The following is a 25,578-nucleotide window of genomic DNA, read 5'->3' on the forward strand; positions in this document are numbered from 1 at the left end:
ATTGCATGAAGGTAGTTTGGTAGTACTACATGAGGTAGATTTAAAGAGTTACAGACTACATGGATCATGGATATAACCTATAAAGGAGTTCCTATAAAGGAGTTCCTAATTAGTAGTGGCATGTTAACTACTACCGGAGCTTTGGCTACCACAGGTTTTGCCACAATTTTAATGTGTCTTACTTTTACCTTGTTTGTTGAAGAGCAGAATATTAAATCGATCAGGTCATATCTTGCTGAATCATTTCAAGATATTTCTGATGAAGATTTGTCGTGGCTTAGTTTCTGGGGCGTACTTATTAAAGTTAAAGTTAATACATGATTTTATGATTCCAATTTTCTTCTTTTAAGATATTTTATTGAATGCTACTGTCATAGATGATTTGTTATTATCTTTTTTGATCAAATAATTATGGTTTTAGTAGTATGAGACACACTCCATGGGAAGTGAAGAATAGGGATAAAGGCAATGATAGCGATCTTGGGGTTGTTGTATTTACTTCACTTTTTCCACATCCCGGTCAGCCTAATGCGGGATTGTTCATTCGTGAGCGTATGTTTCGAGTGGGTAAACATCTGCCGCTTGTGGTAATTGCTCCTGTTCCTTGGTTCCCATTGCAGGGGATTCTGCGCCGCTGGCGCCCTCATTTCAGGCCAGATGCACCTTATCAGGAGTATCAGCAAGATTTTGAAATTTACCATCCACGTTTTTTTTCTGTACCTGGATTTCTGAAATTTCTGGATGGTTTTTTCATGGCATTAGGTAGTTTGCTGACTTTGTGGCAGCTTAAGCAACGTTTCGATTTTCAGATTATTGATGCACATTTTGCTTATCCGGATGGGTACGCTGCAAGCCTTTTGGGAAAATGGTTTCGAGTTCCCGTCACTATTACCTTGCGAGGGACGGAAGCGCGGCTTTCCTGTAGATTTTTATACCGTTTCCTCATGCGTAAAGCCATGATACGTGCCGTAAAAATTTTTTCAGTATCGGATTCTTTAAAGCGAGTAGCGGTGACAGTCGGAATTCAGGAAGGCAAAATACTCGTAGTAGGAAATGGTGTAGATCTTGATAAATTTTGTCGTGTTGATCGGCTTGAAGCACGCAGGAGCTTGGGGATACCGGAAGATATACCAATATTGGTGTCAGTGGGTGGTCTTTGTGAACGTAAGGGGTTTCACCGTGTTATCGAGTGCTTGCCTGATTTAAGAAAAATTTATCCTGATATTCGGTTTCTGATAGCAGGTGGGGCAAGTGCCGAGGGTGACTGGACTGGGAGATTGAAGCAACAAGTTTCTGAATCCGGGCTGGAGGAGCATGTCCGATTTCTGGGTATTGTTTCGCCGGATCGTTTGAAAATCCTGCTTTCAGCCGCTGATCTGTTTGTGCTTGCTACAAGAAACGAAGGCTGGGCCAATGTATTTCTTGAAGCGATGGCTTGTGGCTTGCCAGTTGTCACTACTAATGTGGGAGGGAATGCTGAAGTCGTCTGTAATACAGAGTTAGGTAAATTAGTACCCTTTAATGATCAACAGGCACTTAGGTCGGCGATTGATAATGCTTTAAAGAGCAATTGGAATCAGCAAAAAATTATTGATTATGCATATAAAAATTCTTGGGATCAGAGAGTTGCTGTGCTTGTAGAAGAATTTACGAAAATTGCTGCTCAATCAGAGCAGGCGAAACGATATGGATCATTAAGATAGACAGTAAGTTTATGCCTAATATTAGTACTCATTTGGTATCCAGGTTTCTTTTTCCACTTCATGAACAGATTAAAAAACACAGCAGTGTTAATGTGCGTAAGTCTATGGAGAACACCCAGTGGTTTTCTCCTGAAGAGATTACACAGTTACAGATTGAAAGATTGCGTCAATTACTCATCTACGCGAATACTCATGTTCCTTATTACCAAAAACTATTTGCCGGGTTAAATTTTCAGCCGGAAAAGATAAATGTGTTGGCTGATTTGCAGCATCTACCTTTTCTGGACAAACCAGCGATTCGTGCCAATCTGGAAGCACTTAAATCCAATCAGGCGCGTCATCTGGCTCGCTTCAATACGGGTGGATCAAGTGGCGAGCCGCTGGTGTTTTTTATCGGGAAAGAGCGTGTCAGTCACGATATCGCTGCCAAGTGGCGTGCTACACGTTGGTGGGGAGTGGATATAGGAGATCCGGAGATTGTGGTGTGGGGCTCTCCAATCGAGTTGGGGGCGCAGGATGCATTACGTGCCGTGCGCGACCGTCTGTTTCGCAGCAAATTGCTACCGGCATTTGAAATGTCTGATCAAAAAGTAGAGAGTTTCCTCAGTACTATCTGTGAATTTCGACCCAAAATGTTGTTTGGCTATCCCTCAGCTTTATCCCATATCGCGAAACATGCTGATAAAACCGGCATCATCATGCGCAATCTGGGTATTAAGGTGGCATTTGTGACATCTGAACGGCTGTATGGCGATCAGCGTAAGCAGATCAGCGATACGTTTGGCTGCCGGGTAGCAAATGGCTATGGCAGCCGGGATGCAGGTTTTATTGCGCATGAATGCCCTGCAGGCGGGATGCATATTACCGCTGAGGATATTATTGTTGAAATTGTCGACTCTCACGGCCATCCTCTCCCGCATGGGGAGTCAGGTGAGATTGTCGTGACTCATCTGGCCAGCAGGGATTTTCCTTTTATTCGTTATCGAACCGGTGATATTGGCACGCTTGATGACAAGGTATGTGACTGCGGACGTGGCTTGCCGCTGATCAGGGAAATACAGGGTCGCAGCACTGATTTCGTCGTCGCCCGGGATGGTACAGTCATGCATGGCCTGGCACTGATTTACATCCTGCGAGATATGCCGCAGATAAAAACATTTAAAATCATACAGGAAAGTATAGATCTTACCCACGTACTAATCGTTACTGAGGGCGGCTTGAGTCAAGTGGATACAGGCCAGATTATTGCGTTATTCCAGGCTCGGTTGGGCCGGGGTGTAATAATCAAAATAGAGCAGGTATCCGAAATTTCAGCCGAGAAATCAGGCAAATTTCGCTATGTGATCAGCAAAGTGGCTGCAGGTTGAATTAATCAGCCGGATGCAGGTATGGTATCGGAACTCCCATCCATAACAATGCAACGATTATCAGAGCTATTCCAACGCCGATGGTGCCGACGATCATGCCGGCGAAAATGGTCAGGCCATCTTTGCTGAGTAATCCGAGCGACATAATAAGAATACCCCAGCCTGGCAAAAAATTGATCAAGGGAATGGGCAGCGCAATAGAAATTGAAAAAATAAAAGAGAAGAGGCCAATGATTCGCTCCCAGGCATGCACGCTGATGTAGGTTAGCCGCGGGTGCAGGTGTCTTTCTATTTTTCGCAACCATGGTGTGATCTTGTTGATCAGTTTATCCAGTGTTTTTTTTCTTATTGCTTTCCTTGCCAGCCACTGGGGAATCCAGGGTGCCCTCATGCCGCATATCATCTGTACTGAAAAAATAAAAAGCGGAATAGCAAAAACAGTCGTAAAACCAGGTGGGGCGGGAATAGGAAGACAAATTGGCAAGGTGGCAATAGCCAGCAATACAGCAAATCCTCGTTCATCCAGAGAATGTTTGATCTGATCGACAGTGATCATCTCATTGTTATTTTGTATAACAATCAGTTGTAATAATTCAGACGTATTTTTTTCTTTGTCCTCCACTACTCCCTCCTTGGTTGTTTCGATATAAAATTCAGGCCATTTCTGTTACCAGGATTACTTTTCTACCGGGTTTTTGTAATACAGCCGTATGGCAACGAGCGATTTATCATGTTCTTTACCGTTTCTATGAATTTGCTTCCTGTAGAGGCTGTGCGCGAAACTATCGAATTGTAAAGCATTGCGACCGCTGGTGACCTGTGGCAATATCAATCGGTTGCAGTGGCAAATATTAGTTGTCTTGAACACGTTATCTCTTTTAGAGGAAAGAGGAGGATATTTTGGAAAAATTTATTGAACAGGTATCACTCTATATTCATGATGCCCCGATTTGGCCATTTACCCTGCTGGGTTTGGTTTTGGTTGTGGGGGTGGGGGTGGATATTATTAATCATCGGCGCCGAGCAGGAGCGGTGGAATATTACGACTCTGTTTTTCACGAGGAACTAATTGGTTTGTATCCGGTGACCACTCGCTGGCCGGATGATCTGGTGGCCTATATGCAGCCTCGCCTGCCTGTGTTGCGGGATGCCTTTGAAGTCCTGAGAAATTTCATTCCACAAAATCAGTTGCGTGAATATAACGTTGCATGGAACAAGTTCTACCAGTTTGCACGTCTAGGTGGAAATGAGCAGGAAGGTTTACCTGGAGGAAATGCACAGGACTTTACTGCAGAACAACTCAGTCAGCATCAACAGCAGCAGACTTTTCAGCAAATGGTTACAGTTTTGCTGGTTTATACTGAGCAGTTCAAAAAATAATCAGGTTGCAATTATATCCGGAAGGAAGTGTTCGATTTGTCGGACAAGTCGTTGCTTGAGCTTGAGCGAGCCTGTTTATTAATGAGGACATGAGCATATTCCCGGATCATCCATCGGAAGGAAAAATCGAAATTCTCCCGATTTCTGGTTTTCGCGGAGTAGGGAAGTTTATTGATGTACCTTGGCAAGTATATGCAGATGATCCGCTGTGGGTGCCTCCTCTTCGGCTGGAACGGCGATTGTATTTCTCCAGATTCAATCCCTATTTCAAGCATGCCCAGTGGCAAGGATGGATCGCCTACCGTAATAATCAGCCTGTTGGCAGAATTAGTGCACAGATAGATGAACTGCATCGGCAGCGGTACGGACCAGATACCGGACATTTTGGTATGCTGGAATCAATTAATGATGAAACCGTTTTTAGTGGGCTGATACAGGCGGCTGAAGATTGGCTGGTTAAACGGGGAGCGCGTCAGATCAGCGGGCCATTCAATTTTTCTATTAACCAGGAGTGTGGCCTGTTGGTTCAGGGGTTTGATACCCCCCCTGTTTTCATGATGCCGTATTCACCTCGGTGGTATGTCAATCTGCTGGAACAAAATGGTTATCATCCCGGGAAGGATTTGCTGGCTTACTGGCTTGAAACAGATTTTGAATCGCCTCCCGCCATGCAGACTATTGATCGTAAATATCAGCATCGGATAAAGATCAGGACGCTGCAACGCAATCGGTTTAGCGAGGAAATCGAGATCATGCGAAATATATTTAATGATGCATGGTCGGGGAATTGGGGATTCGTTCCCTTTACGCAGGAAGAATTTGCCGAACTGGGCAGTTCTTTACGCTGGCTGGTTCCGGATGAATTCGTCCAGATAGCAGAAATGGATGGGGAGCCTGTCGCTTTCATGGCAGTGCTACCAAATCTGAATGAAGTATTGCCAGATCTGAATGGAAATCTTTTTCCCTTTGGCTGGCTCCACCTGGTTAATAAACTGAAATCCAATTCAATTACCACCGGAAGAGTTCCCCTAATGGGTGTTCGCAAGCAATTTCATCATACGCTCTCCGGGATGGCATTGGCCTTCAAGGTTATTGATGCACCAAGAAAAATAGCCAGAACCAGGGGTATTCAGCATGTTGAATTATCCTGGGTCTTTGAGGATAATCTGCCCATGCGTGCAATTCTCGAAAGAATAGGAGGGAAAGAGTACAAGCGTTATCGTATTTATGAGAAAACGTTGGCATGATCAGGATGCGATCAAATCAATCCAGCAAGACAAAATTCTGCTTTGTTCGCGATGCGCGATAACGATCAATTTGCTGCCCTGGTATTGGCTGCCGACCGGGGTGATCAGGATCCTGTGGCAAGGTATACGGGAGCGGCATGCAAGGCTTATGCCCCTGTTTGTGGAAAACCAATGGTTATCCGGGTACTCGATGCCTTGAGCGGTTGTAACAAAATAAAATCTATTCTTCTGTGCGGCCCGCCCGAATCGCTGCTATCTGCATGCGGAGAACTCAAGCAACGTATAGAAAATAAGCAGGTAGATTGGGTGAAAAATCTGGACTCACCCGCCCGTAGTGCTGTTCATGGGCTCTCGCAAATCGATATGCATCAAAGAATTTTGCTGACGACAGCCGATCACGCCCTGTTGACGCCGGAAATTGTGGAATATTTCTTGCAAGCCTCCCGCAATCTGGAATGTGATGCGACTGTCGGGATCATCCGGTATGAAACTTTGCAAGACAGATATGGTAATGCCAGGCGCACGGTAATTCGTTTGCGTGATGGAAATTTCTGTGGCTGTAACTTGTTCACATTCAATTCTCGGGGGCGCACACTGGTGGATTTCTGGCAGCAGGCAGAGGCATTGCGCAAACGTCCCTGGAAACTGATCAACCGGGTGCTGGGTTGGCGAGCTGTCTGGTCATATCTGACCGGACGTTTAACGCTTGATCAGGCGCTACAGGAAGTTTCAGAAAAAACAGGGGTGCAGGTGCGTCCGGTAATTTTGCCATTTCCTGAAGCAGGCATTGATGTTGATAAAGTGGAAGATTTACAGCTGGTAAAATCTGTTCTGGCCAAAGCAATATCGACACATCCACCGGTGTAGAACGGACAGCTGACTTTCATGGGAATTATTGAAAGATATATCTCACGGGAACTATTACTTCCTTTCTTCGTAGTAACTATCATCCTGATCGGGCTTTTCGTAAGTTTCAGCGTTGCGCGTTTTTTAACCGGGGCGGTGGCTGAGACCTTGGGTGCCATAGCCATGTTCAAACTGGTGGGGCTGAAAACTATTATTGCGCTGGAAGTGCTGGTGCCGATTGCTTTTTATGTTGCGGTAATCCATGGTTTAAGCCGGATGAACCGTGATCAGGAAATTAATGTGTTACGTTCTGTCGGTTATGGTGACAACCAGATTATTCGTACTGTTTTCATAATTGCCCTACCCATTGCCGTCCTCAGTGGAGTCCTTTCCATTTATGCTCGCCCGTGGGCGTATGCAGAAAGCTATGTGATGAATGCACAGGCTGAAGCTGAGTTAAATACTGATCGATTTCAGCCAGGAAGATTCTACGGTAGTGAGAAAAGTGGCCGTGTAATCTTTATCCGGGGAAAAGATGATCTTGAAAAACGCATGGAAGGCATTTTTCACTACATCAGAACAGCTGAAAACAGAGAAATTATCGTATCCCGAGAAGGTTACCAGCAGCCCATGACACAGGAGCAATGGCCGTATATTGAATTGCTGGACGGGAAAATCTATCGTCTTGGATATGATGCAGCCAGGGATAGCACTGTTCAGTTTGAAAAGATGATTTACTTTAATGAAAACGATCAAGCTCAAAACTATCGACGCAAGGCTGCATCAACGCAATCATTATGGAATTCCGAGCAACCGCAGGAGATAGCGGAATTACAATGGCGGCTTTCCCGGCCAGCCGCAACCATTTTGCTGGCTTTGATCGCGGTTTCTTTTACCCGGACAGCGCCACGTAAAGATAAAGCTGATAGAACATTTATTGTTGCAGCGCTAGTATTCGCTGTTTATTACAACCTCAGTGGATTAGCGAAAACCTGGGTGGAGCAGGGCGTTGTTGCTGCCGTGCCGGGGATCTGGTGGGTATATGGATTGCTTCTCATGGTTGTTGTATTGCGCCTGCCTGAGCTCAGGTTATTCTTATCTGCAAGAAAATAGTGAAGATCTGTTATCGCTACATCGCCTTGCAGGTTTTGACAGGGATGATTATTGCTACTGTGGTGCTGTTGCCCTTGTTCAGTTTTTTTGATCTGCTTGATCAGCTGGATGATGTGGGGAAAGGAACATATACCACCCGGGATGCTTTCCTGTATACGGCAATGCTGATGCCTCGCAGATTTATCCAGATTGCGCCTTTCATTGCGCTGCTGGGGACAGTAGGTGCGCTAGGCGGGTTAGCGGTCAGCCTTGAATTGGTGGCGATGCGCGTGGCAGGATTTTCTCCTTTGATGATCAGCCTTGCCCCGATTGGAATCGGGGGGGGGCTTATCACCTCAACCATAGCACTTGAGTATTTGGTGGCGCCACAATTTCAACAGCAGGCGATTGTATTGCGTGCGGTGGCGTTGGAGCAAAGTGCGGAATTGGGGAAGGGGCTCGGAATCTGGACACGTAATGAGCAGAATATATTGCGTATTGGTGAAATGCTGCATAAAGGGCGGGCAATAGATATCGAAGTCATGCATTTTGATAAACAGGGATTGATGACTGCCCATATACATGCGCAATATGCAGATATTTTCGACAAAAGTATGTGGAAATTGCATGATGTTACTGTACGTATGTTTGCCCCAGATCGTATCTTTTCCAGGAAAGTACACGCACTTCAGTGGCACTCGTTTCTCGGCCCTGAAGATATCGCGACACTGACAAAACCGCCTGAAAGCCTGACCCCATTGGAGTTGTTGCACCATGCCGAATTCTTAAAGATGACCGGTCAGAAAGCGGATGCCTATGTTATGGCTTTATGGCGCAAGGTCGGTAGTGTAGTGATGACTATTGCAATGATTTTGATAGCAATTCCCTTCATTTTTGGCTCGGTGCGTGAAGGATTGGGAGGAAAACTGGTTCTGGCTTCATTGATGGGGATCAGTATTTATCTGCTCGATCAGATTATCGCTAATATCGGGCTGGTATTTCAGTTGAATCCTATCGTTGTTTCAATTGCACCTGGATCAATTCTGATTGTTATTGCAGCATATTGGCTGTTACGATGAACTTTCTGAGATAAACATGTCTGCAACTTTCTTTGTTCATATTGTCGGCAATAGTAAAACTAATTTGTGGGGGGTGAGTGGGCGCACTCGTCTTGAACGGATGCTGAGCTCAATCGGGACAGCTGCTGTGGTAGAAGATCTTTCACAATTGGCTGGAGCGGATTTCGTGTTGTTGCTGCGGGCTGATTATCTGTTCGATGCCAGAGTGATCAATGCCCTGATGGTATTGGATAAACACACGGTACTTGTTACACCTGTGGATGAAATTCCAGTGGCGATCCGGGCAGACGGAAACGACGCTGGTGTGATGTGTGAAGTATTGAGCGAGAAACGGCCGGTACCCGATGATCTTCCACGCTGCACCTTAAAAGACCTCCCGATTCAGGTACAGCAAAATCTGAAAAAGAAAGATCCACCTTATGTACTGCCGATTCTGCGTTGCAACCAGGCCGCGCTTGAATCCGAGCTTTTTGCCGCCTCCTATAAAGGTGTGACTGATCTGGTCACTAAATGGCTATGGCCTTGGCCAGCGTTTATGGCTACACGTCTGTGTGTGCAGCTGGGACTGAAGCCTAATCATGTAACATTACTTAGCTTGGTTCTGGCTGTACTGGCGGGCGTGGCATTCTGGTATGGTGCGTTTGGTGTCGGCCTGATCATGGCATGGTTGATGACTTTTCTGGATACGGTCGATGGCAAACTGGCACGCGTTACGCTGACATCAAGCAAGGTGGGCGATATATTAGATCATGGTTTGGATATTATCCATCCGCCCTTATGGTATCTGGCTTGGGGTGTTGGTCTTATGACTACCACCACACCGCTGACCAATCTCGAATTATTCACCTGGTTAATGTTTATTGGCTATATAGGTGGTCGTCTTTGCGAAGGCGCCTTTCAGTTCTGGCTGGCCTCTTTCGATATTTTCATCTGGCGTAAGGTCGATTCATTTCACCGCCTAATTACCGCACGGCGTAATCCGAACTTGATCTTGTTAACTGCTGGCTGGATAGTTGATAGGCCGGATATTGGATTCATTCTGGTCGTACTGTGGCATTGTCTGTCTACCTTCTTCCTTATTTGCAGGCTGTTTATCGCCTGGCAAAGCCGATCCCGGGACGGTGTACTTTACTCATGGATGGAGGGCATTGATCCCGTTCGTGACAGACGGCAATTTGCAGTCAGAGTATTTACCCGGCCGTCTCTTTCCCAGCGATATGTCAGGCCAACATGAGATGACCAGTAACTCTGTGGGGGATTTTGTATCTGCCAGGGTAGGTTTGATCTACAACCCGCTGGGAGGCTGGTTTCGTAAACATGCCGCACAGATGCAGAGTCTTCTGGCAACATTGCCGGAAATCAGACAAATTCAGGCAACCAGCCCAGTTGAGTTTGAGCAGGCTGTTATCGCTATAATCGAAGCAAAGATTGAATGGCTGGTTGTTGTGGGGGGAGACGGTACTCTGCAAGGTGTGATCAGTTGTTTGTTTGAACGCTTGTCGCTGGATAGATGGCCGGAAATCACTATTGTACCGGCTGGAACAACCAACATGACTGCATTGGATCTAGGGACGAATGGGCGGGCAGAGCAGATTTTGACCAGAATCAGGCAATATGTGCACCAACCTGGTGAGGTGAAGCGGATAAAGAGGCCAGTATTGCGGATTGAACAGGCCGGTACAAGAAATGTATACGGAATGATATTTGGCCTTGGTTTGATTGCTCGTGGCGTGAAATTCTCGCACAGTCAGATTAAGCACATGGGGATTACTGGCAATATCTTTACAGTGTTGATCGTACTACGTTCGTTGGTGGGCTCCTTTCTGGGACGCCCACAAACTGAGTGGGCCCCGGTGCATATTACTCAAGAAGATAACACGGGTACCTTGAGCGAAAAAGTATATCTGTTTGCGCTCGTCAGCACGCTGGAAAGATTATTGCTCGGCATTCGCCCTTATTGGGGGCAGGAACCTGCGCCGTTACGTACAACATTTGTCGAGCAACACAGTAAGCACTTCTGGCGAAATATCTGGCCGCTGATCGCAGGGCGCGGCCACCACTTGAAAAGAGAGGAAGGCTATATCAGTTATAACGCAGCTTCAGTTGAATTGTGGCTGGATGATGAGTATATCGTGGATGGCGAGCTTTATCATGCTTCCAGTCAGTACGGACCAGTAAAAATCACGGCTGATGGCCCGATTCTGTTCCGTGTTTTCTAAAAGAGAGATCTGAATGGGTGATTCCGTTGATTTGCAAAGTATCCCTGACCTCCTGATACAGAAAATAGCGATCCAGGATGCTCAGCCTGTACACCCGTTATTTCAAGGCTTTACTGATGCGTTGAGACAGCGTTTCGGGGAGGCTCTGGATGCAATCGTTCTATACGGCTCATGCCTGCATACTTCTGATCTGACTGAAGGTATTGTCGATTTTTATGTGCTGATCAGTGATTATCAGCTAGCTTATTCCGATCATCTGCTGGCCTATCTGAATGCCTGGTTGCCACCAAATGTCTTTTATCTGGAGATTCCCGCTTCAACCGGTGTCATGCGTGCAAAGTATGCAGTTATATCTACAGCAGATTTTGAACGTGGCGCCCGTCACTGGTTTCATCCCTATATCTGGGCGCGTTTTTCGCAACCGGCCAGATTGCTTTATACACGTGACGACCAGATTCAGAAGCGTATCTACCGTGCGCAGGCGCATGCCATACTTAAATTTATCAGTTCAACGTTGCCTGTACTTGAGTCAGGCTCCAGTAATCTGGAGACAATCTGGACTTCCGGGCTAATGCTGACTTATGCAGCTGAGCTGCGTGCTGAGCGCAAGGGACGCGCTCAACATTTAGTACAGCTTGATCCCGAGTTCTACAACCAATTAACCGTAGCGGCCGTACCTGCCTTGAGTCCATTGCTGAGTTTGCAAACTGATGAGCAGTATCATATTGGAGCGGTAACCTCGCTAAAGAAATTAAGTACACGTATCCAATGGCGATTGCGGCGCTGGCAGGGAAGAGTTTTATCAATACTACGCCTGAGCAAGGCGACGATAACTTTCCGGGATTGTCTGGATTATGCTGCGTGGAAAATTGAGCGGCATACAGGCATCAAGGTGGAGATTACGCCGATGTTAAGGCGCCATCCGATACTCTGGGGCTATAAGGTGATGTGGCAATTACTGCGGCGTGGCGTACTGCGGTGAGATTAATATCTATATTCTGAGTCCTCACCGAGGGTTTACGAGATTTATTGGGGCGCGACAATGAAATATTCAAATCAAATTTTTGTTATGGGTTTTGCAGTTCTTCTAACTGCTTGTTCTACTATGTATTACAGTGGGCTGGAGAAAGTTGGCATCCCGAAACGGGATATATTGGTTTATCGCGTGGAAAAGGCGAGGGACACGCAAGAAGAAACTAGAGAGCAATTCAAATCAGCTTTGGAGCAATTTTCTGTTGCCACGAATTTTAAAGGTGGCGATCTTGAAGGAGTCTATAAAAAGCTGAACCGTGAATACGAAGCAAGCGTGGATAAGGCAAATGAAGTCAGAAGCCGGATAGAGGATATCGAAAGTGTTTCGGCCGCATTGTTCAGGGAGTGGGAACAGGAGATTACACAATACTCAAACTCGACTTTAAAACGAAGCAGCCAGGAAAAGCTCGATACAACGAAGTCATATTACAGACAGCTTGTTGCTGCCATGAAAAATGCTGAATCCAGAATACAACCTGTGTTGACTGTTTTTAATGATCAAGTCATGTATCTTAAACATAACCTAAATGCCCGGGCGATTGCTTCATTGAAAGGAGAATTGAAAACACTGCAATCGAATGTCTCAATTCTGGTTGCCGCGATGGAAAAATCTATAAATGAAGCCAATACGTTTATCAGCAATATGGAGAAGGGTTAAACAGCGATTTTTATTCATGACGGCTGTTTGCCAGCAAGGCTTTGAGGGAAGATTGCAAGGGGGATTCAGCTGGTAATGAACAGGATAGCCTGTCCAGATGCTCAACAGCAGTCTGGCTCAGTAAACGTTTAATTTCATGAGTGTCTTCAGATTCTTGGGAATGCAACTGAGGCTGGATGCGAAACCTGATATCTTCAACCTTGATTCCGGTTTTATTCATTTTTTGTTGAATTGATGGGGCAAAGTTGCGTAGCCGAGTGGCAGAAGCACCGTTATCCACATAAATAACCAAGAGGCCGTCAGCGGTATGCTGCCCTGCCGTACATCGATTTTTGAATTGAGATGGAATGATATCCAGTAGGTGTTTTTGTACCTCTGCCAGATGTCTTGCCTTGATAAATAATTGACCATAATCGGGCGTATTACTCAGAACTGTCAGATAGTTGCTTAGATTAAGGATGGACATACCATTTTGCTTTGTATACATATTATAAATATTGAAGATTATGCTGGATAATCAGGGTTTGAGACAATATGCTCAGTACCAAAACAGTTATTGTCTTTTCTGCTTATCATTTCGATTATGGTAGTATGATCGGACTTTACTATCGCAACGATTTGATGTGTCGCTGCGGAATTTATCCTGACATACGATGAATTAGATCAGTTGATGCTCAGCCAGATAAATGATTGCGTAAATAAGAAAAGTGCGGGTCACAGCAAGCACTACTTAACGCACTGAATCCAAATATAATGTGTATCATTTATCCTCGTTACGTATCTGCAACTATTATGCGCTTGCATGCATTTTCTATAACATTATTCTGGTTTGATCATGAATCAGCTAGCAAGCAATTTCAGTACCCCTCTGCTTCCCCCTGCTGTGAAATAGATCATGTTTGATAGTTGATCTGTATTACAGTGCATTTTTACATCAATAGATAAACAACAATTTCCCATGCTGAGTAATTTACTAAAAGGTATTTTTGGTAGTCGTAACGATCGATTGGTAAAGCAATATTCAAGGATCGTCCGCACCATCAATGAGCTGGAAGCTGTCATTTCACCACTGTCGGATGAGGAGCTGCGTGACAAGACGAGCGAGTTCAAGCAACGTATCTCAAATGGCGAAAAACTGGATCAATTGCTGCCAGAAGCGTTTGCCGTAGTCAGGGAGGCGAGTAAACGTGTTCTTGGCATGCGTCATTTCGATGTACAGCTAATCGGCGGAATGGTGCTGCATGAAGGGAAAATCGCCGAGATGCGTACCGGTGAGGGAAAGACATTGATGGCCACCTTACCAATCTATCTTAATGCGCTTTCCGGAAAGGGAGTGCATATTGTTACAGTCAATGATTATCTGGCGAAGCGCGATGCTGAATGGATGGGGCAAATTTATCAATTCCTCGGATTGAGTGTCGGGGTGGTTTTGTCACAGATGCCTCATGAAGATAAACAAGCTGCTTATGGTGCAGATATAACTTACGGTACGAACAACGAATATGGCTTTGATTACCTGCGTGACAATATGGTGGGGCATAGCGCAGAGCGGGTACAACGCGTGCTTAACTTTGCAATTGTGGACGAGGTTGATTCGATCCTTATTGATGAAGCCCGAACGCCTTTGATCATTTCTGGCATGGCTGAAGGGGATACCGAAGTCTATAAACGCGTTGACGTATTGATTCCCCGGCTTACTCGGCAGAAGGATGAAAATAGTCCGGGTGATTATAGTGTGGATGAAAAAACGCAACAGGTATTACTGAGCGAGGAAGGATTTATACATGCTGAAAAATTACTGGGTGAGGTTGGCTTGCTGCCAGCGGAATCCAGTTTGTATGATCCAGCTAATATTACTTTGATTCACCACCTTAATGCGGGATTGCGTGCGCATGCGTTATACAACCGCGATCAGCATTATGTTGTGCAGAACGATGAGGTGGTTATTGTAGATGAATTTACTGGTCGTTTAATGCCGGGAAGGCGCTGGTCGGAGGGATTGCACCAGGCTGTTGAAGCCAAAGAAAATGTTTCAATTCAGAAAGAAAATCAAACTTTGGCATCTATCACCTTTCAGAACTATTTCAGGATGTATGAAAAACTTGCCGGTATGACCGGTACTGCTGATACGGAGGCATTTGAGTTTCAGCAAATCTATGGATTGGAGACGGTTGTCATTCCAACTCACCGTCCGATCGCACGGGAAGATCGTATGGATCAGGTTTTTCGTACGGCACGAGAAAAATATCAGGCGATTATTGCGGATATCAAAAGCTGTTACGAGCGTGGACAGCCAGTTCTGGTTGGAACTGGCTCAATCGAAAATAATGAATTGCTATCAACCATGCTGACAAAAGAGAAGCTACCTCATCAGGTTCTCAACGCCAAGCAGCATGAACGGGAGGCCGATATCATCGCTCAGGCAGGGCAGTCGAAGATGGTGACCATAGCGACTAATATGGCTGGTCGAGGAACGGATATTGTGCTAGGCGGAAATCTGGAGCAGGTAATCAATCGTATTCGGGTAGATGATGCTCTTGATGATATGACCAAAACAGAAAAAATAAAGGAAACCCGCCAAGCGTGGCAAGTCAGGCATGATGAGGTAATCAAGCTGGGAGGATTGCATATCATTGGCACTGAACGGCATGAATCACGCCGGATTGATAATCAGCTGCGTGGACGTTCCGGCCGGCAGGGTGATCCGGGCTCCAGCCGTTTTTATCTTTCCCTAGAAGATCCACTGTTACGTATTTTTTCTTCCGACCGGGTAGCGAATATTATGACGCGCCTTAAAATGCCAGAGGGAGAGGCAATCGAACATCCATGGGTGACGCGTGCAATAGAAAATGCTCAGAGAAAAGTCGAAGCCAGAAATTTTGATATTCGCAAGCAATTACTGGAATACGATGATGTGGCCAATGATCAGCGCAAGGTTATTTATCAGCAGCGCAACGAGTTGCTGGATGCCGAGCAAGGTATTTCAGAAACCGTTAGTGCTATTCGTGAGAGTGTGATAAACCAACTAATTGGTCTTTATATTCCTGCACAAAGTATAGAAGAACAATGGGATGTTCCTGGGTTAGAGAAAGCTTTGGCCAGTGAATTTCTCTTGCGAATTCCCGTGCAGGAATGGTTGGAAGCTGATAGTGAACTGCATGAAGAAAATCTGCGTAGCCGTATCATGGAATCTGTGAACACCAGCTATCAGGGTAAAGTCGAACAAGTGGGTGCATCAATCATGAATCAATATGAGCGTATGGTGATGTTGCACAGTATAGATTCACATTGGCGTGAGCATTTGGCTGCGCTGGATCATTTGAGACAAGGGATTCATTTGCGCGGCTATGCTCAACAAAATCCTAAGCAGGAATATAAAAGGGAAGCTTTTGAGCTGTTTGCGGGGATGCTCGACGCGATTAAAGCTGATGTAACAAAAATTCTTATGACCGTACAAATCCGTAGTGAGCAGCAGGTTGAATCAGTAGCAGAAACCTCAACCCCGAAAAATTTGCAATATCATCACGCTGCTTATAGTGAGGCGGAAGAGGAGCATCAATCAGTCACGGAGGGTCATGAAGCCAAGCAACAACCATTTGTACGTAAAAGTGACAAGATTGGACGGAATGATCCATGTCCTTGTGGATCAGGCAGGAAATATAAGCAATGTCATGGTAAATTAGATTAAGGCCCATATCAATTAGTCGATAGTAATCAATCTATCTTGGCGAGTATAGTCTATGCTAAAATAATCGCGCTTTTTAGGAGGGTGCCAGGGTGCCATTTTAGAAATTCATGTGCTTCAAGGTGCCGGAATTAAGTGTGTTATTGATTAGCTGGTAATTAATGAAATGGAATTGTTAGAAAATGACAGACAGTGGTGATAACGGAAAGATGAGCGGGCGACGCCGCTTTTTACTGGTGGCCACTTCGGTTGCTGGGGTGGTTGCTGGCGCGGGTGTGGCGACACCTTTTTTGCGTAGTATGATGCCTAGCGAACGAGCTAAAGCTGCAGGGGCACCGGTTGAAGTGGATATCAGTAAGCTGGAACCAGGTATGCTGCTGACAGCTGAATGGCGAGGAAAGCCTGTTTGGGTACTGAAGCGTACTTCTGAAATGTTGGATGATCTGAAGAAATTAAATGACCAGCTGGCTGACCCGAACTCTGAGCGAGATCAACAGCCTCCTTACGCGCAAAACCCGACAAGATCAATCAAACCCCAGATACTGGTTGTGCTGGGAGTTTGTACGCATCTTGGATGTTCCCCGGTATATCGGAAGGATATAGCGCCTGCTGATCTAGGTGAAGACTGGCTAGGGGGGTTCTTTTGCCCTTGTCATGGATCCAAGTTTGACTTGGCTGGACGTGTCTACAAAAACGTACCGGCTCCTACCAATCTGGTAGTACCTCCTTATACCTATTTAAGTGATAACCAACTTTTGGTTGGTTCTGACAGTAAAGAGTCCGCCTAAAATGAATAAACAGCAAAATTCAATGATAAAATGGATAGACGAGCGTTTTCCATTGACTTCTACTTGGAAAGCGCATCTATCTGAATATTATGCTCCCAAGAATTTCAATTTTTGGTATTACTTTGGATCGTTAGCGTTATTGGTGCTGGTTAATCAGCTGCTGACAGGTATTTTTCTGACCATGAGTTATAAACCAGATGCCGGAATGGCCTTCGCGTCGGTTGAATATATCATGCGAGATGTGGATTTTGGCTGGTTGATCAGATATATGCATTCAACTGGTGCTTCCATGTTTTTTGTGGTGGTTTATCTGCACATGTTTCGCGGAATGATGTACGGATCTTACCGAAAGCCGCGTGAATTGCTGTGGTTGATAGGTATGGCCATATTTTTTGTTCTGATGAGCCTGGCCTTTACAGGATATATTTTGCCATGGGGGCAAATGTCCTATTGGGGAGCTCAGGTTATCGTCAGTATGTTCGGAGCAATACCACTTATAGGCGATACCTTGTCAAACTGGATTCTCGGTGACTTCATGCTGTCGGATGCAGCTTTAAACCGGTTTTTTGCTTATCACGTGGTAACACTTCCTGTTTTGATTGTAGTGCTGGTGTTTGTACATATCATTGCTTTGCACGAAACGGGATCCAATAATCCTGATGGTATAGAAATCAAGGCTAACAAAGATCCACAAACCGGGATCCCGGTCGATGGCATACCGTTTCATCCTTATTACACGGTCAAGGATATCTTTGGAGCAGTGGGATTTTTGATTGTGTTCTGTGGGATTATTTTCTTTGCACCAGAGATGGGTGGATATTTTCTGGAAGATAATAATTTTATACCAGCCAATCCTTTACATACCCCGGATCATATTGCTCCAGTATGGTATTTCACTCCATATTACTCCATGTTGCGTGCAGTGACAGTGAACTTTTTGGGTGTGGATGCCAAATTATGGGGTGTGATTTTAATGGCGGCGGCTGTAGTTATCTTTTGTTTCCTGCCTTGGCTGGACCGCAGTCCGGTTAAATCAATCCGCTATAAAGGACCCTATTTTAAAATTGCGTTGACTCTTTTTGTGATCAGCTTTTTTGTTCTCGGGTGGTTGGGGACTAAATCGGTAACACCTTTGTATACTTTACTGGCACAAATCTTTACTACGATTTATTTTGCTTTCTTTCTGCTGATGCCGTGGTATAGCAAAATAGATAAAGTTAAACCTGAACCAGAGAACGTAACAAAATGAGAATGATAAAAATTTTATTACTGGCTGTATTACTAACTCCTTTTGTCGCACATTCTTCCGGGCAGGAAGTTGAGTTAGACAAAGCTCCTATAGATAGGACTGATAAGGAATCGCTGAAACGTGGTGCCAATAGTTTCGTTGAATACTGTCTCACATGTCATGGCGCTGATTTTATGCGCTATAACCGACATCGTGATATCGGAATGAGTGAGGATGATATTCGTACGGAACTTATTCATACCGGACAAAAGACTGGCGATCTTATGGAAGCAGCTATGAGAAAGAAAGAGGCTGAGCAATGGTTCGGTGTGGCTCCTCCAGATTTATCTGTTATCGCTCGATCCCGTGGAGCAGATTGGTTGTATACCTATTTACGTACTTTTTATCAGGATACGTCCACTTATAGTGGTTGGAATAACTTGACTTTTGACAAAGTTGCAATGCCTCACGTTCTGCATCATTTACAAGGATGGCAGACATTGGAACCGGGAACCAAAAATTTGGTTTTAACAAAATCCGGGACGATGACAAAAGGGGAATACGATAAATTTGTAGCTGATTTAGTAAATTATATGGTTTATTTAGGTGAGCCACATGCATCTTATCGTAAAGAACTTGGAGTCATCGTATTACTGTTTCTGTTTGGTATGCTTGGGCTAACCTATCTGCTTAAGAAAGAATACTGGAGAGATATACATTGAAGATTCTTCAGAATTATCTTCTGTAAATTAATTACTTGTTATACAGAAGCTATGATGACATTATATTCAACAGCAACTTGTCCTTTCAGCCATCGTTGTCGAATTGTATTGCATGAAAAGGATATGGATTTTCAGGTTATCGATGTTGATCCTAATAATATACCTGAGGATATCGCTGTAATTAGTTCACACGGAAAAGTGCCAATCCTGGTTGAAAGAGATCTTGTATTGTATGAAGCAAACATCATCAATGAATATATCGATGATCGTTTTCCTCATCCGCAATTAATGCCTGCGGAACCAGTGATGCGTGCTCGCGCGAGATTACTATTACACCGATTTGAGAAGGAGCTTTTCAGCCATGTTGAGTCTCTGGAGCAGGGCAATCCAAAAGCAGCAGACAAAATTCGCATAGAAATTGCGAATGGATTGGCAATGATTGCCCCTATCTTCGACAAACAGAGATATATGCTGGGAGATGAATATACCATGCTGGATGTGGCAATTGCTCCGTTATTGTGGAGGCTTGATCACTATGGGATCAAGCTACCAAAGCAGGCTGCTGCGTTGCTAAAGTATGCTGAAAGGCTTTTTAGCAGACCGCTATTTATTGATGCATTGACTCCAGCTGAAAAATTGATGCGTAAATGAATAATGTCTCTTCAATCAAACCTTATTTAATACGTGCTGTCCATGAGTGGTGTATTAATAATGGATATTGCCCTTATATCTCAGCATTAGAAGATGGATGTTCTGGTATTCCGGCTGAGTTATTTAAGAATAAAGAAATTATACTTAATATAAGCAGCCAGTCAGTGAATGACTTACAGATTGATAATGAAATAATTCAATTTATAACTCGGTTCAATGGAGTACCAAAAAAAATCAGGATTATGATTGCAGCTGTATCTGCAATATTTGCGCGAGAATCAGGGCAAGGACTTACCTTTATTCCGGAGATTAATACGGGATGGACCGAGGGGAGTTACATAGATGATTCTATTTTACAGAAAGACCAAGCTTTATCCGTTGAAGGTAAACAACGAGATAAAGCGTTTTTAAAAATTGTAAAATAGTTTTATTTTTTTATTTGCCGGCATAGCTCAGTTGGTAGAGCAGCTGATTTGTAATCAGAAGGTCGCGAGTTCGATTCTTGCTGTCGGCACCATTAAATCAATAGGGTAGGTGAGTTTTCTAATCTGCTGATTTTTCCGGTCAAATTTGTGTCAGGAAGCAGCAGAACATCTACCACTTCTGCATGTTTTCTGAATTACTCGGGAGCGAGATGAGCATAACACTTCGCCATCTCGGTTGATTCCCAAGCTCCCATCTCCTGGATCACATTCAAAGGCGCACCTCTTCGAGCTAACCAACTTGCCCAGGTGTGTCGCTCATGCCAGCGGAAATTTTCGATACCGGCACGCATCAATGCCTTCCGCCATGCTTTGGTATTGGCTTATGTAATTGGCTGTCCGTTGTATGTAAAGACATTTTACTAGAGCATTTTTGGCTTACTTGTTTACATATCCACATGAAGCGAAGTAGTTGGCACACTCCTCCGGAGTGAACAGATCCAACACTTTGCCGATCTGTGCCCATAAGGCATCCATGGTTCGTTTGGCGGCTTTGCGTAATAGGGCTTTGAGTTTGGAGAACATTTTCTCGATTGGATTCAGATCAGGCGAATACGGCGGTAAGTAGAGCAGCGTGGCACCTGCCGCTTCAATGGCTGCGCGGACGCCTGGAACCTTGTGACAAGACAGGTTGTCGGCCACCACAATGTCACCTGGCTGCAGCGTGGGGCACAGGCAGGTTTGATGAATATAGGCGAGAAACGCGGCCCCGTTCATTGGGCCGTTGAGCACTAACGGAGCGGTGATCGCATCGTGACGCAGTCCCGCAATGAAGGTGGTGCTCTTCCAGTGGCCGTGGTGCCCAGCATGCCTGCAGAACTGGCGTGTAGTAAACAAAAATGGTCAGCAGCTTCGACCAGGCTCATCATTGAGCAGTAATCGTGACATTGCAAGCTCGTATTGCTGTTGAAATACAGCGTACGAGCTTGCTTCTTTAAATCAATAGCTTGAGATTAAACGGGAACAGGCCCTAAACTGTTATTTGGCGACTTGTCTTTCCCGGATTTCGTCCAGGGTCTTGCAGTCGATACAAAGTGTTGCTGTTGGCCGAGCTTCCAGCCGCTTTAGGCCAATTTCGATACCACATTTTTCGCAATAACCATAATCACCCTCGTCAATTTTGGTGATGATTTCACCAATTTTTTTGATCAGCTTGCGTTCGCGGTCACGGCTGCGCAGTTCCAGCGCCATGTCAGATTCTTGGGTGGCCCGGTCAGCCGGGTCAGCAAAAATTGTGGATTCTTCCTGCATGACGTGTACAGTACGATCAATTTCCTTACCAAGTTCAGCCCGCTGGACTTCCAGTATTTTCCGGAAATGTGCCAATTGCTCCGGGCTCATATATTCCTCACCTGCTTTGGGTTCATAAGGGGGAATGGTGTTTGATTCCAATTGTTTACCCATTCGTGACATGCTCCTTCTGATAATACGCTTTATAATTGTAGAGTTGAGGAAAAGAAATCTGTCATCAATACCAGAAATAATAAGGAATAGCAAGTTTTCATGTGGAAATGTTAACTTGGGGCAGTAGTCCCCTTTTCTGGTTTTGAGGAGTAGCGATGGAGGGAAGTGCGTTACGATGAATTATCGCGAGGTGGATCGGCTTATGGAGTTATCCGGGCGATAGTAGCGGGGCAATGCTCACAGGGTAAAGCAGCTGGTATGTCGATATCGGGAAGCAAGAATTCTCCCCTCCTGGCTCTGTATTTTGATCCAGCCGAGATCACACAGGGTTATATGGCAGTGCCCAATGATCTCCTTGAATTTAGGCTCTCGAACGGGTGATAAAAATATCATGCAAAAGAGGTTGGCTGGTTATCTGGACGTAGCGGACAGCCTGTTTGTTGCGTTTTCCTTTCAGTTTGAGATAAAAGCGCTTGCTGAAGCTGATCTCGGTGTGATCAATCTGTGCAATGGCTTCATGTAATTCTTCACTAATCAGTATCGCGCCCGGACAACAACTTTTCTCAAGCCGGGCAGCGGTATTCACAACATCACCAATTGTTGTCCAGTCTAGCCTGCCTGAAGCACCGACATTGCCAATTACAACCTTTCCCCAATGGATGCCGATACGCAATAGCAGCAGATCTTTGCTGGCACGCATCCGCAGACTATTGAAATCATGGGAATGTTTGTGAATGTCGAGTGCGGCCAGTACGGCTTTATATGGTTCCTTGAAGAGCGCCATGACGCAATCTCCCATGAACTTGTCGATGACGCCTTCATGCTGTTTGACTGCTTTTGTGATTCTGCCAAGTATCAGATTGAGCGTGTGGATAACGGATTCTTCTTTTTCATTGTTTTCCACGTAAGTGGTAAAGCCGGCAATATCGCAAAACAGAACGGCAAGCTGACATTCTTCATTAGGGAGTGCATTGCCACCCAGCCGGACGATTTCTCTGGCTTTCTGCTCGACTAGCTGAGGCACATAATTACGGGTAATGTTATGCACACGAGCTTCGTTGAGGATAGAGCCTTCTGCCAGTGTGTCAGTGGCCTTGTGATCCAGCGATACGATTTGCCACATCGTGTGGATTGTCATGTCATGGTGACGGTAACCACTAATATTGAAAAGTATCGACAGGCTGTCATCATGGGGCAGCCTGATGCGGGTTCTGTAGTTCTCGAACAAACCATTCTGTAATTCCAACGCAAGCCCCCACAACACATCATTATAAAAATGGCTGGGGATAATACCTGCAAGGGTATGTGCTGAAACAGGCGATACTTCCAGTTTCAGGTTGTTGAGAATTGTGGGTGATATAGCCAGAATATCCCCGGCGCTGGAGAAAACGATAATGCTGTAGCCCAGCTTGCTGAAAATAACCTGGGCCTTATCTGACTCCTCCGCACAGGTCAGCAATTGAGAGTGTCCTGTCTGCGACTGATAGAGGTGATGTTCTGCAATATTCCTTACTATTCTGGCAGCAGAATATCCTGGCGAATACTTATCATGAGTCTGTTTTGACAATACGAATCCGATTGCTCTGGCAAGCTTGTTATCCAGATAGGCGCTATCGTCACAGCTGATCGGGTATTCAATCTGTATCAAAGTATCTTTTTCTTCAGGGAAAGTCAGCATGATCTGAAAATTGTTCTCTTTACAGAATTGCTCGATATTCCGATCGCCATGCATGACCAGTTCGTTTTGCAGGAGTTCATTAAATACGCTATTCCTGCTGGCGACATTAAGACCGAGATCACCTTCAATTGCCTGCTGGAAAGCATGACGATGCATGGTTTTAACCAGATTCGTAATCAGCTTGTGTAATAGCAGTACGGTTGAATCCAGTAGGCGCTGGCAACACAAACGTTCCAGTGAGTGTGCAATTTTTCGTTCAAGCTCTTGCCAGATATTTTGCTCAAGCGAAGTAATGATGATCGGGTAACTGGATCGAATAGCGATCGGCCTGGCTTCACTTGAATTTGCTGCAAAAGGTGTTTTAGCTGTGATCATTTGCACAGAATTGATAGATTTCATCATTGATCAATTTTTGAAAGAACGCCTCGTCGAGTAGGTGATCGGCATATTCTTCACTTAGCCCGTAAGCTATCAATTTCTCCTTGCGAACATCCAGATCACAGGGGTTGGCACCAATACCGGCACCTTTGATCAGATTATTGGCAATGGCCAGCCAAAGCTGGATTTTGTTTTCAGTTTGCCCGGGTATCAGCTGATCGAGATCAGTGCCGACATATAGTTGAAACTGCGATGGAAGTTTCCATGCCCTGACCGCTTGCTCACCAATCTGATAATGATCCGTTCCCAGGAATTTCTGCTCCGCCTCCCTGCTTGAACAATCGCTCTCAAGTGCATGGGTGAGGGCATCCATATAATCCTTGCGTGCATGGGTAAAAAGCAGAATTTTGCCAATATCATGCACCAGACCGGCAACAAAAGCTTCTTCACAATCCGCTGATTTACCTAATTCAGAACAGATGTTGTAACTTGCAATTGCAACTAATAGTGAGTGCTGCCAGATATGTGTACGTACTAATGTATTTTTGTTTTTAGAGAATACCGAGCGTGAAAAGGCCAGTATGACTAGGGAACGAATGATGTTGATTCCTAGCAGGCTGATTGCGATAGGCAGCGTTCTAATCGGTTGACTGCGGTTATAAATAGGTGAATTGGCCACTCTGAGAATGAACGATGCAACCACCTGATCAGAGCGCAACAAACAATCCATCTCCCTGAAACAGTTCGAGGATTCTTCATCAATTTCGATAATCCTGGAGATAATCTCCGGTTGCGTGGATTTTATTGTTTTGTAGTCAATAATGCATCGATTCATAGCTTATGGATACCGAGCTCGCAATAATAAAAGTTTTTATGTTGTTATGAGCTAAAACAACGGCATTTATAAAGCAGGCTTGATAAACAGCTGAGGAAATATATGAAATTTGTCTGGATTTAGGGCCTGTTCCCGTTTCACATTGGTAACCACAGGAAGGCACAGACCATAGCGATTGCTCTCAAAGGGCAAGCTTGAAAAGTAGTCAGCTATTTCATGGCTTCTGTGTTTTCTTCAATGAGAATTTAATGGTGTATTGTTCAAGGTTAGGCGTGACTGGGTCATTACCGGGTTGTTGCAGGACAGCAGATTGGTGCAAAAAAGCCCCATCCATATACAGGATGAGGCTTTTTTGAAGGCGGGATTCGAATAATCATTGGAAATGACGTATATAAGGGAGTATTGGATTTATGGATCTCTAAAACACCCAGTTTTCTACCCGTTTTTTGAAATGTCACTAACCACCACCACGCGGACACCTTAAAATTTCAGGCTTCCTCGGTAGTGGTGATTTCCATTATCGCGCGTGTGTATGTCGGTGGTTGAAAATTCCCCTATCGTTACGTTAAGATAGCTTGAATTTTTTCATGATTGCCTGGCACTTTGCCGTCCTGCGCGCTCGTTCTTCTTCCGTCCAATAATCAGGACGCTTTGCAGCCTTACCCAATAGCAAGCGCTCCAGGGTACGCCCTCTGCACTCTGAAGGGCGATGCTCCCTATCCAGTAGTTGCCCCAATTCAGGGCATACATAAAAGCTCAGCCGCCTAAATCCAGCATCATCCATCTTGGCACGGTATTTTTTCAATCATTCGGCATTCTTTGACATTTCATGTCTCCTTCAATAATTAAACCACTGGTTGTGTTTAATCTTTCCTTCTCTCAATATTTTTTCAATCATTCGGCATTCTTTGACATTTCATGTCTCCTTCAATAATTAAACCACTGGTTGTGTTTAATCTTTCCTTCTCTCAAGGATGGCGTGCTCCATAAAATACTTTCTGGCTTCAGCGTCCCTCCGACATTGGTCAAGGGTCGTATTGCGCAGTAGCGGGTCATTTTCCCCTATATGATCCAGCCACCAATTAATGAGCTTTTCCCAGTCAC

At 45.0% G+C, this 25,578-nt stretch carries 26 protein-coding genes, 1 tRNA gene and 2 pseudogenes; 21 read left to right on the forward strand and 8 right to left on the reverse strand.

All coding sequences use genetic code 11. From position 1 onward, the window contains the following. The first annotated feature begins 66 nt into the window (after nt 1–66). The 3 genes from C8R14_RS08515 (at nt 67) to C8R14_RS08525 (ending at nt 3,070) form a co-directional block, all read left to right on the forward strand. Entirely contained in the window at nt 67–321 is a 255-nt protein-coding gene (locus tag C8R14_RS08515; RefSeq protein WP_041353468.1) for a hypothetical protein, read from the forward strand. A 104-nt stretch (nt 322–425) separates the two neighbouring features. Next, nucleotides 426–1,703, forward strand: a complete 1,278-nt coding sequence (locus tag C8R14_RS08520; RefSeq protein ID WP_011634171.1) for a glycosyltransferase — start codon at nt 426–428, stop codon at nt 1,701–1,703. 11 nt (nt 1,704–1,714) lie between these two features. Further along, a complete protein-coding gene (locus C8R14_RS08525) occupies nt 1,715–3,070 on the forward strand; it encodes a phenylacetate--CoA ligase family protein (RefSeq protein WP_011634172.1) in 1,356 nt (451 codons plus the stop codon). 1 nt (nt 3,071) lies between these two features. On the opposite strand, the gene C8R14_RS08530 is transcribed toward C8R14_RS08525, so the two are convergent. Beyond that, entirely contained in the window at nt 3,072–3,692 is a 621-nt protein-coding gene (locus tag C8R14_RS08530; protein ID WP_011634173.1) for an exopolysaccharide biosynthesis protein, read from the reverse strand. 278 nt (nt 3,693–3,970) lie between these two features. On the opposite strand from C8R14_RS08530, the gene C8R14_RS08535 reads away from it, so the two are divergent. From C8R14_RS08535 to C8R14_RS08575, 9 genes are all read left to right on the forward strand, one after another. Next, the gene (locus tag C8R14_RS08535; RefSeq protein ID WP_011634174.1) at nt 3,971–4,450 is read left to right on the forward strand and encodes a hypothetical protein; all 480 of its coding nucleotides are present in this window, start codon (nt 3,971–3,973) and stop codon (nt 4,448–4,450) included. A gap of 89 nt (nt 4,451–4,539) precedes the next feature. Continuing rightward, nucleotides 4,540–5,697 (forward strand): N-acetyltransferase, encoded by a 1,158-nt coding sequence (locus C8R14_RS08540; protein ID WP_110332596.1) that lies wholly within the window; start codon nt 4,540–4,542, stop codon nt 5,695–5,697. Nucleotides 5,698–5,748: 51 nt separating this feature from the next. Next, entirely contained in the window at nt 5,749–6,564 is an 816-nt protein-coding gene (locus tag C8R14_RS08545) for a nucleotidyltransferase family protein (protein ID WP_011634176.1), read from the forward strand. Nucleotides 6,565–6,582: 18 nt separating this feature from the next. Beyond that, nucleotides 6,583–7,656 carry an LPS export ABC transporter permease LptF gene (gene lptF / locus C8R14_RS08550; protein ID WP_011634177.1) on the forward strand — a complete coding sequence of 358 codons (1,074 nt, stop codon included), beginning with the start codon at nt 6,583–6,585 and terminating at the stop codon, nt 7,654–7,656. Then, nucleotides 7,656–8,714, forward strand: a complete 1,059-nt coding sequence (gene lptG, locus C8R14_RS08555; protein WP_011634178.1) for an LPS export ABC transporter permease LptG — start codon at nt 7,656–7,658, stop codon at nt 8,712–8,714. Before lptF ends, lptG begins: the two co-directional genes overlap by 1 nt. Nucleotides 8,715–8,730: 16 nt before the next feature. Then, a complete protein-coding gene (locus C8R14_RS08560) occupies nt 8,731–9,948 on the forward strand; it encodes a CDP-alcohol phosphatidyltransferase family protein (protein WP_011634179.1) in 1,218 nt (405 codons plus the stop codon). Between the two features lies 1 nt (nt 9,949). Further along, on the forward strand, nt 9,950–10,933 hold the full coding sequence (locus C8R14_RS08565) for a diacylglycerol kinase family protein (protein WP_107818413.1): 984 nt from the start codon (nt 9,950–9,952) through the stop codon (nt 10,931–10,933). 13 nt (nt 10,934–10,946) lie between these two features. Next, complete coding sequence (locus C8R14_RS08570; protein ID WP_011634181.1) at nt 10,947–11,915, forward strand: hypothetical protein; 969 nt, start codon at nt 10,947–10,949, stop codon at nt 11,913–11,915. A 60-nt stretch (nt 11,916–11,975) separates the two neighbouring features. Next, entirely contained in the window at nt 11,976–12,623 is a 648-nt protein-coding gene (locus C8R14_RS08575; protein WP_011634182.1) for a DUF2959 domain-containing protein, read from the forward strand. A gap of 10 nt (nt 12,624–12,633) precedes the next feature. Here C8R14_RS08575 and C8R14_RS08580 read toward each other — a convergent pair whose 3' ends face one another. Further along, nucleotides 12,634–13,089: a DciA family protein gene (locus C8R14_RS08580; protein WP_110332597.1), complete on the reverse strand. Its 456-nt coding sequence runs from the start codon at nt 13,087–13,089 to the stop codon at nt 12,634–12,636. A 492-nt stretch (nt 13,090–13,581) separates the two neighbouring features. On the opposite strand from C8R14_RS08580, the gene secA reads away from it, so the two are divergent. The 7 genes from secA (at nt 13,582) to C8R14_RS08615 (ending at nt 20,214) form a co-directional block, all read left to right on the forward strand. After that, entirely contained in the window at nt 13,582–16,311 is a 2,730-nt protein-coding gene (gene secA / locus C8R14_RS08585; protein WP_011634184.1) for a preprotein translocase subunit SecA, read from the forward strand. A gap of 179 nt (nt 16,312–16,490) precedes the next feature. Continuing rightward, nucleotides 16,491–17,096, forward strand: coding sequence for a ubiquinol-cytochrome c reductase iron-sulfur subunit (gene petA, locus C8R14_RS08590; protein ID WP_011634185.1), 606 nt, complete (start codon nt 16,491–16,493; stop codon nt 17,094–17,096). 1 nt (nt 17,097) lies between these two features. Continuing rightward, the gene (locus C8R14_RS08595; protein ID WP_011634186.1) at nt 17,098–18,345 is read left to right on the forward strand and encodes a cytochrome b; all 1,248 of its coding nucleotides are present in this window, start codon (nt 17,098–17,100) and stop codon (nt 18,343–18,345) included. Continuing rightward, nucleotides 18,342–19,046: a cytochrome c1 gene (locus tag C8R14_RS08600; protein ID WP_011634187.1), complete on the forward strand. Its 705-nt coding sequence runs from the start codon at nt 18,342–18,344 to the stop codon at nt 19,044–19,046. Before C8R14_RS08595 ends, C8R14_RS08600 begins: the two co-directional genes overlap by 4 nt. A gap of 51 nt (nt 19,047–19,097) precedes the next feature. After that, complete coding sequence (locus tag C8R14_RS08605) at nt 19,098–19,697, forward strand: glutathione S-transferase N-terminal domain-containing protein (protein ID WP_011634188.1); 600 nt, start codon at nt 19,098–19,100, stop codon at nt 19,695–19,697. After that, entirely contained in the window at nt 19,694–20,122 is a 429-nt protein-coding gene (locus C8R14_RS08610) for a ClpXP protease specificity-enhancing factor (RefSeq protein ID WP_011634189.1), read from the forward strand. Before C8R14_RS08605 ends, C8R14_RS08610 begins: the two co-directional genes overlap by 4 nt. 16 nt (nt 20,123–20,138) lie before the next feature. Further along, nucleotides 20,139–20,214 (forward strand) — tRNA-Thr (locus tag C8R14_RS08615). On the opposite strand, the pseudogene C8R14_RS14405 reads toward C8R14_RS08615, so the two are convergent. Together C8R14_RS14405 and C8R14_RS08625 are read right to left on the reverse strand one after the other, a co-directional pair. Next, a pseudogene (locus tag C8R14_RS14405) lies at nt 20,215–20,535 on the reverse strand (tyrosine-type recombinase/integrase); the annotation flags it as partial. Nucleotides 20,536–20,557: 22 nt separating this feature from the next. Further along, nucleotides 20,558–20,977, reverse strand: a pseudogene (locus C8R14_RS08625) (transposase); the annotation flags it as partial. On the opposite strand from C8R14_RS08625, the gene C8R14_RS14100 reads away from it, so the two are divergent. Continuing rightward, nucleotides 20,933–21,058, forward strand: coding sequence for a hypothetical protein (locus C8R14_RS14100; RefSeq protein WP_258333016.1), 126 nt, complete (start codon nt 20,933–20,935; stop codon nt 21,056–21,058). The pseudogene C8R14_RS08625 and the gene C8R14_RS14100 overlap by 45 nt on opposite strands. Before the next feature lie 99 nt (nt 21,059–21,157). Here C8R14_RS14100 and dksA read toward each other — a convergent pair whose 3' ends face one another. Beyond that, a complete protein-coding gene (dksA, locus tag C8R14_RS08630) occupies nt 21,158–21,583 on the reverse strand; it encodes an RNA polymerase-binding protein DksA (RefSeq protein WP_011634192.1) in 426 nt (141 codons plus the stop codon). 165 nt (nt 21,584–21,748) lie between these two features. Between dksA and C8R14_RS13360 the strand changes: the two genes are divergently transcribed. After that, nucleotides 21,749–21,964 (forward strand): hypothetical protein, encoded by a 216-nt coding sequence (locus C8R14_RS13360; RefSeq protein WP_143000389.1) that lies wholly within the window; start codon nt 21,749–21,751, stop codon nt 21,962–21,964. Here the strand turns inward: C8R14_RS13360 and C8R14_RS08635 are convergent. From C8R14_RS08635 to C8R14_RS08645, 3 genes are all read right to left on the reverse strand, one after another. Continuing rightward, the gene (locus C8R14_RS08635; RefSeq protein ID WP_107818414.1) at nt 21,945–23,660 is read right to left on the reverse strand and encodes an adenylate/guanylate cyclase domain-containing protein; all 1,716 of its coding nucleotides are present in this window, start codon (nt 23,658–23,660) and stop codon (nt 21,945–21,947) included. The two genes, C8R14_RS13360 and C8R14_RS08635, sit on opposite strands and share 20 nt — an antisense overlap. Further along, a complete protein-coding gene (locus tag C8R14_RS08640) occupies nt 23,623–24,474 on the reverse strand; it encodes an HDOD domain-containing protein (protein WP_041353469.1) in 852 nt (283 codons plus the stop codon). The genes C8R14_RS08635 and C8R14_RS08640 overlap by 38 nt, the downstream gene beginning before the upstream one ends. Nucleotides 24,475–25,039: 565 nt before the next feature. Next, complete coding sequence (locus C8R14_RS08645; RefSeq protein ID WP_011634195.1) at nt 25,040–25,279, reverse strand: hypothetical protein; 240 nt, start codon at nt 25,277–25,279, stop codon at nt 25,040–25,042. Nucleotides 25,280–25,578 lie beyond the last annotated feature (299 nt).

This window comes from Nitrosomonas eutropha (genome assembly GCF_003201195.1).
Taxonomy (GTDB): Bacteria; Pseudomonadota; Gammaproteobacteria; order Burkholderiales; family Nitrosomonadaceae; genus Nitrosomonas; species Nitrosomonas eutropha.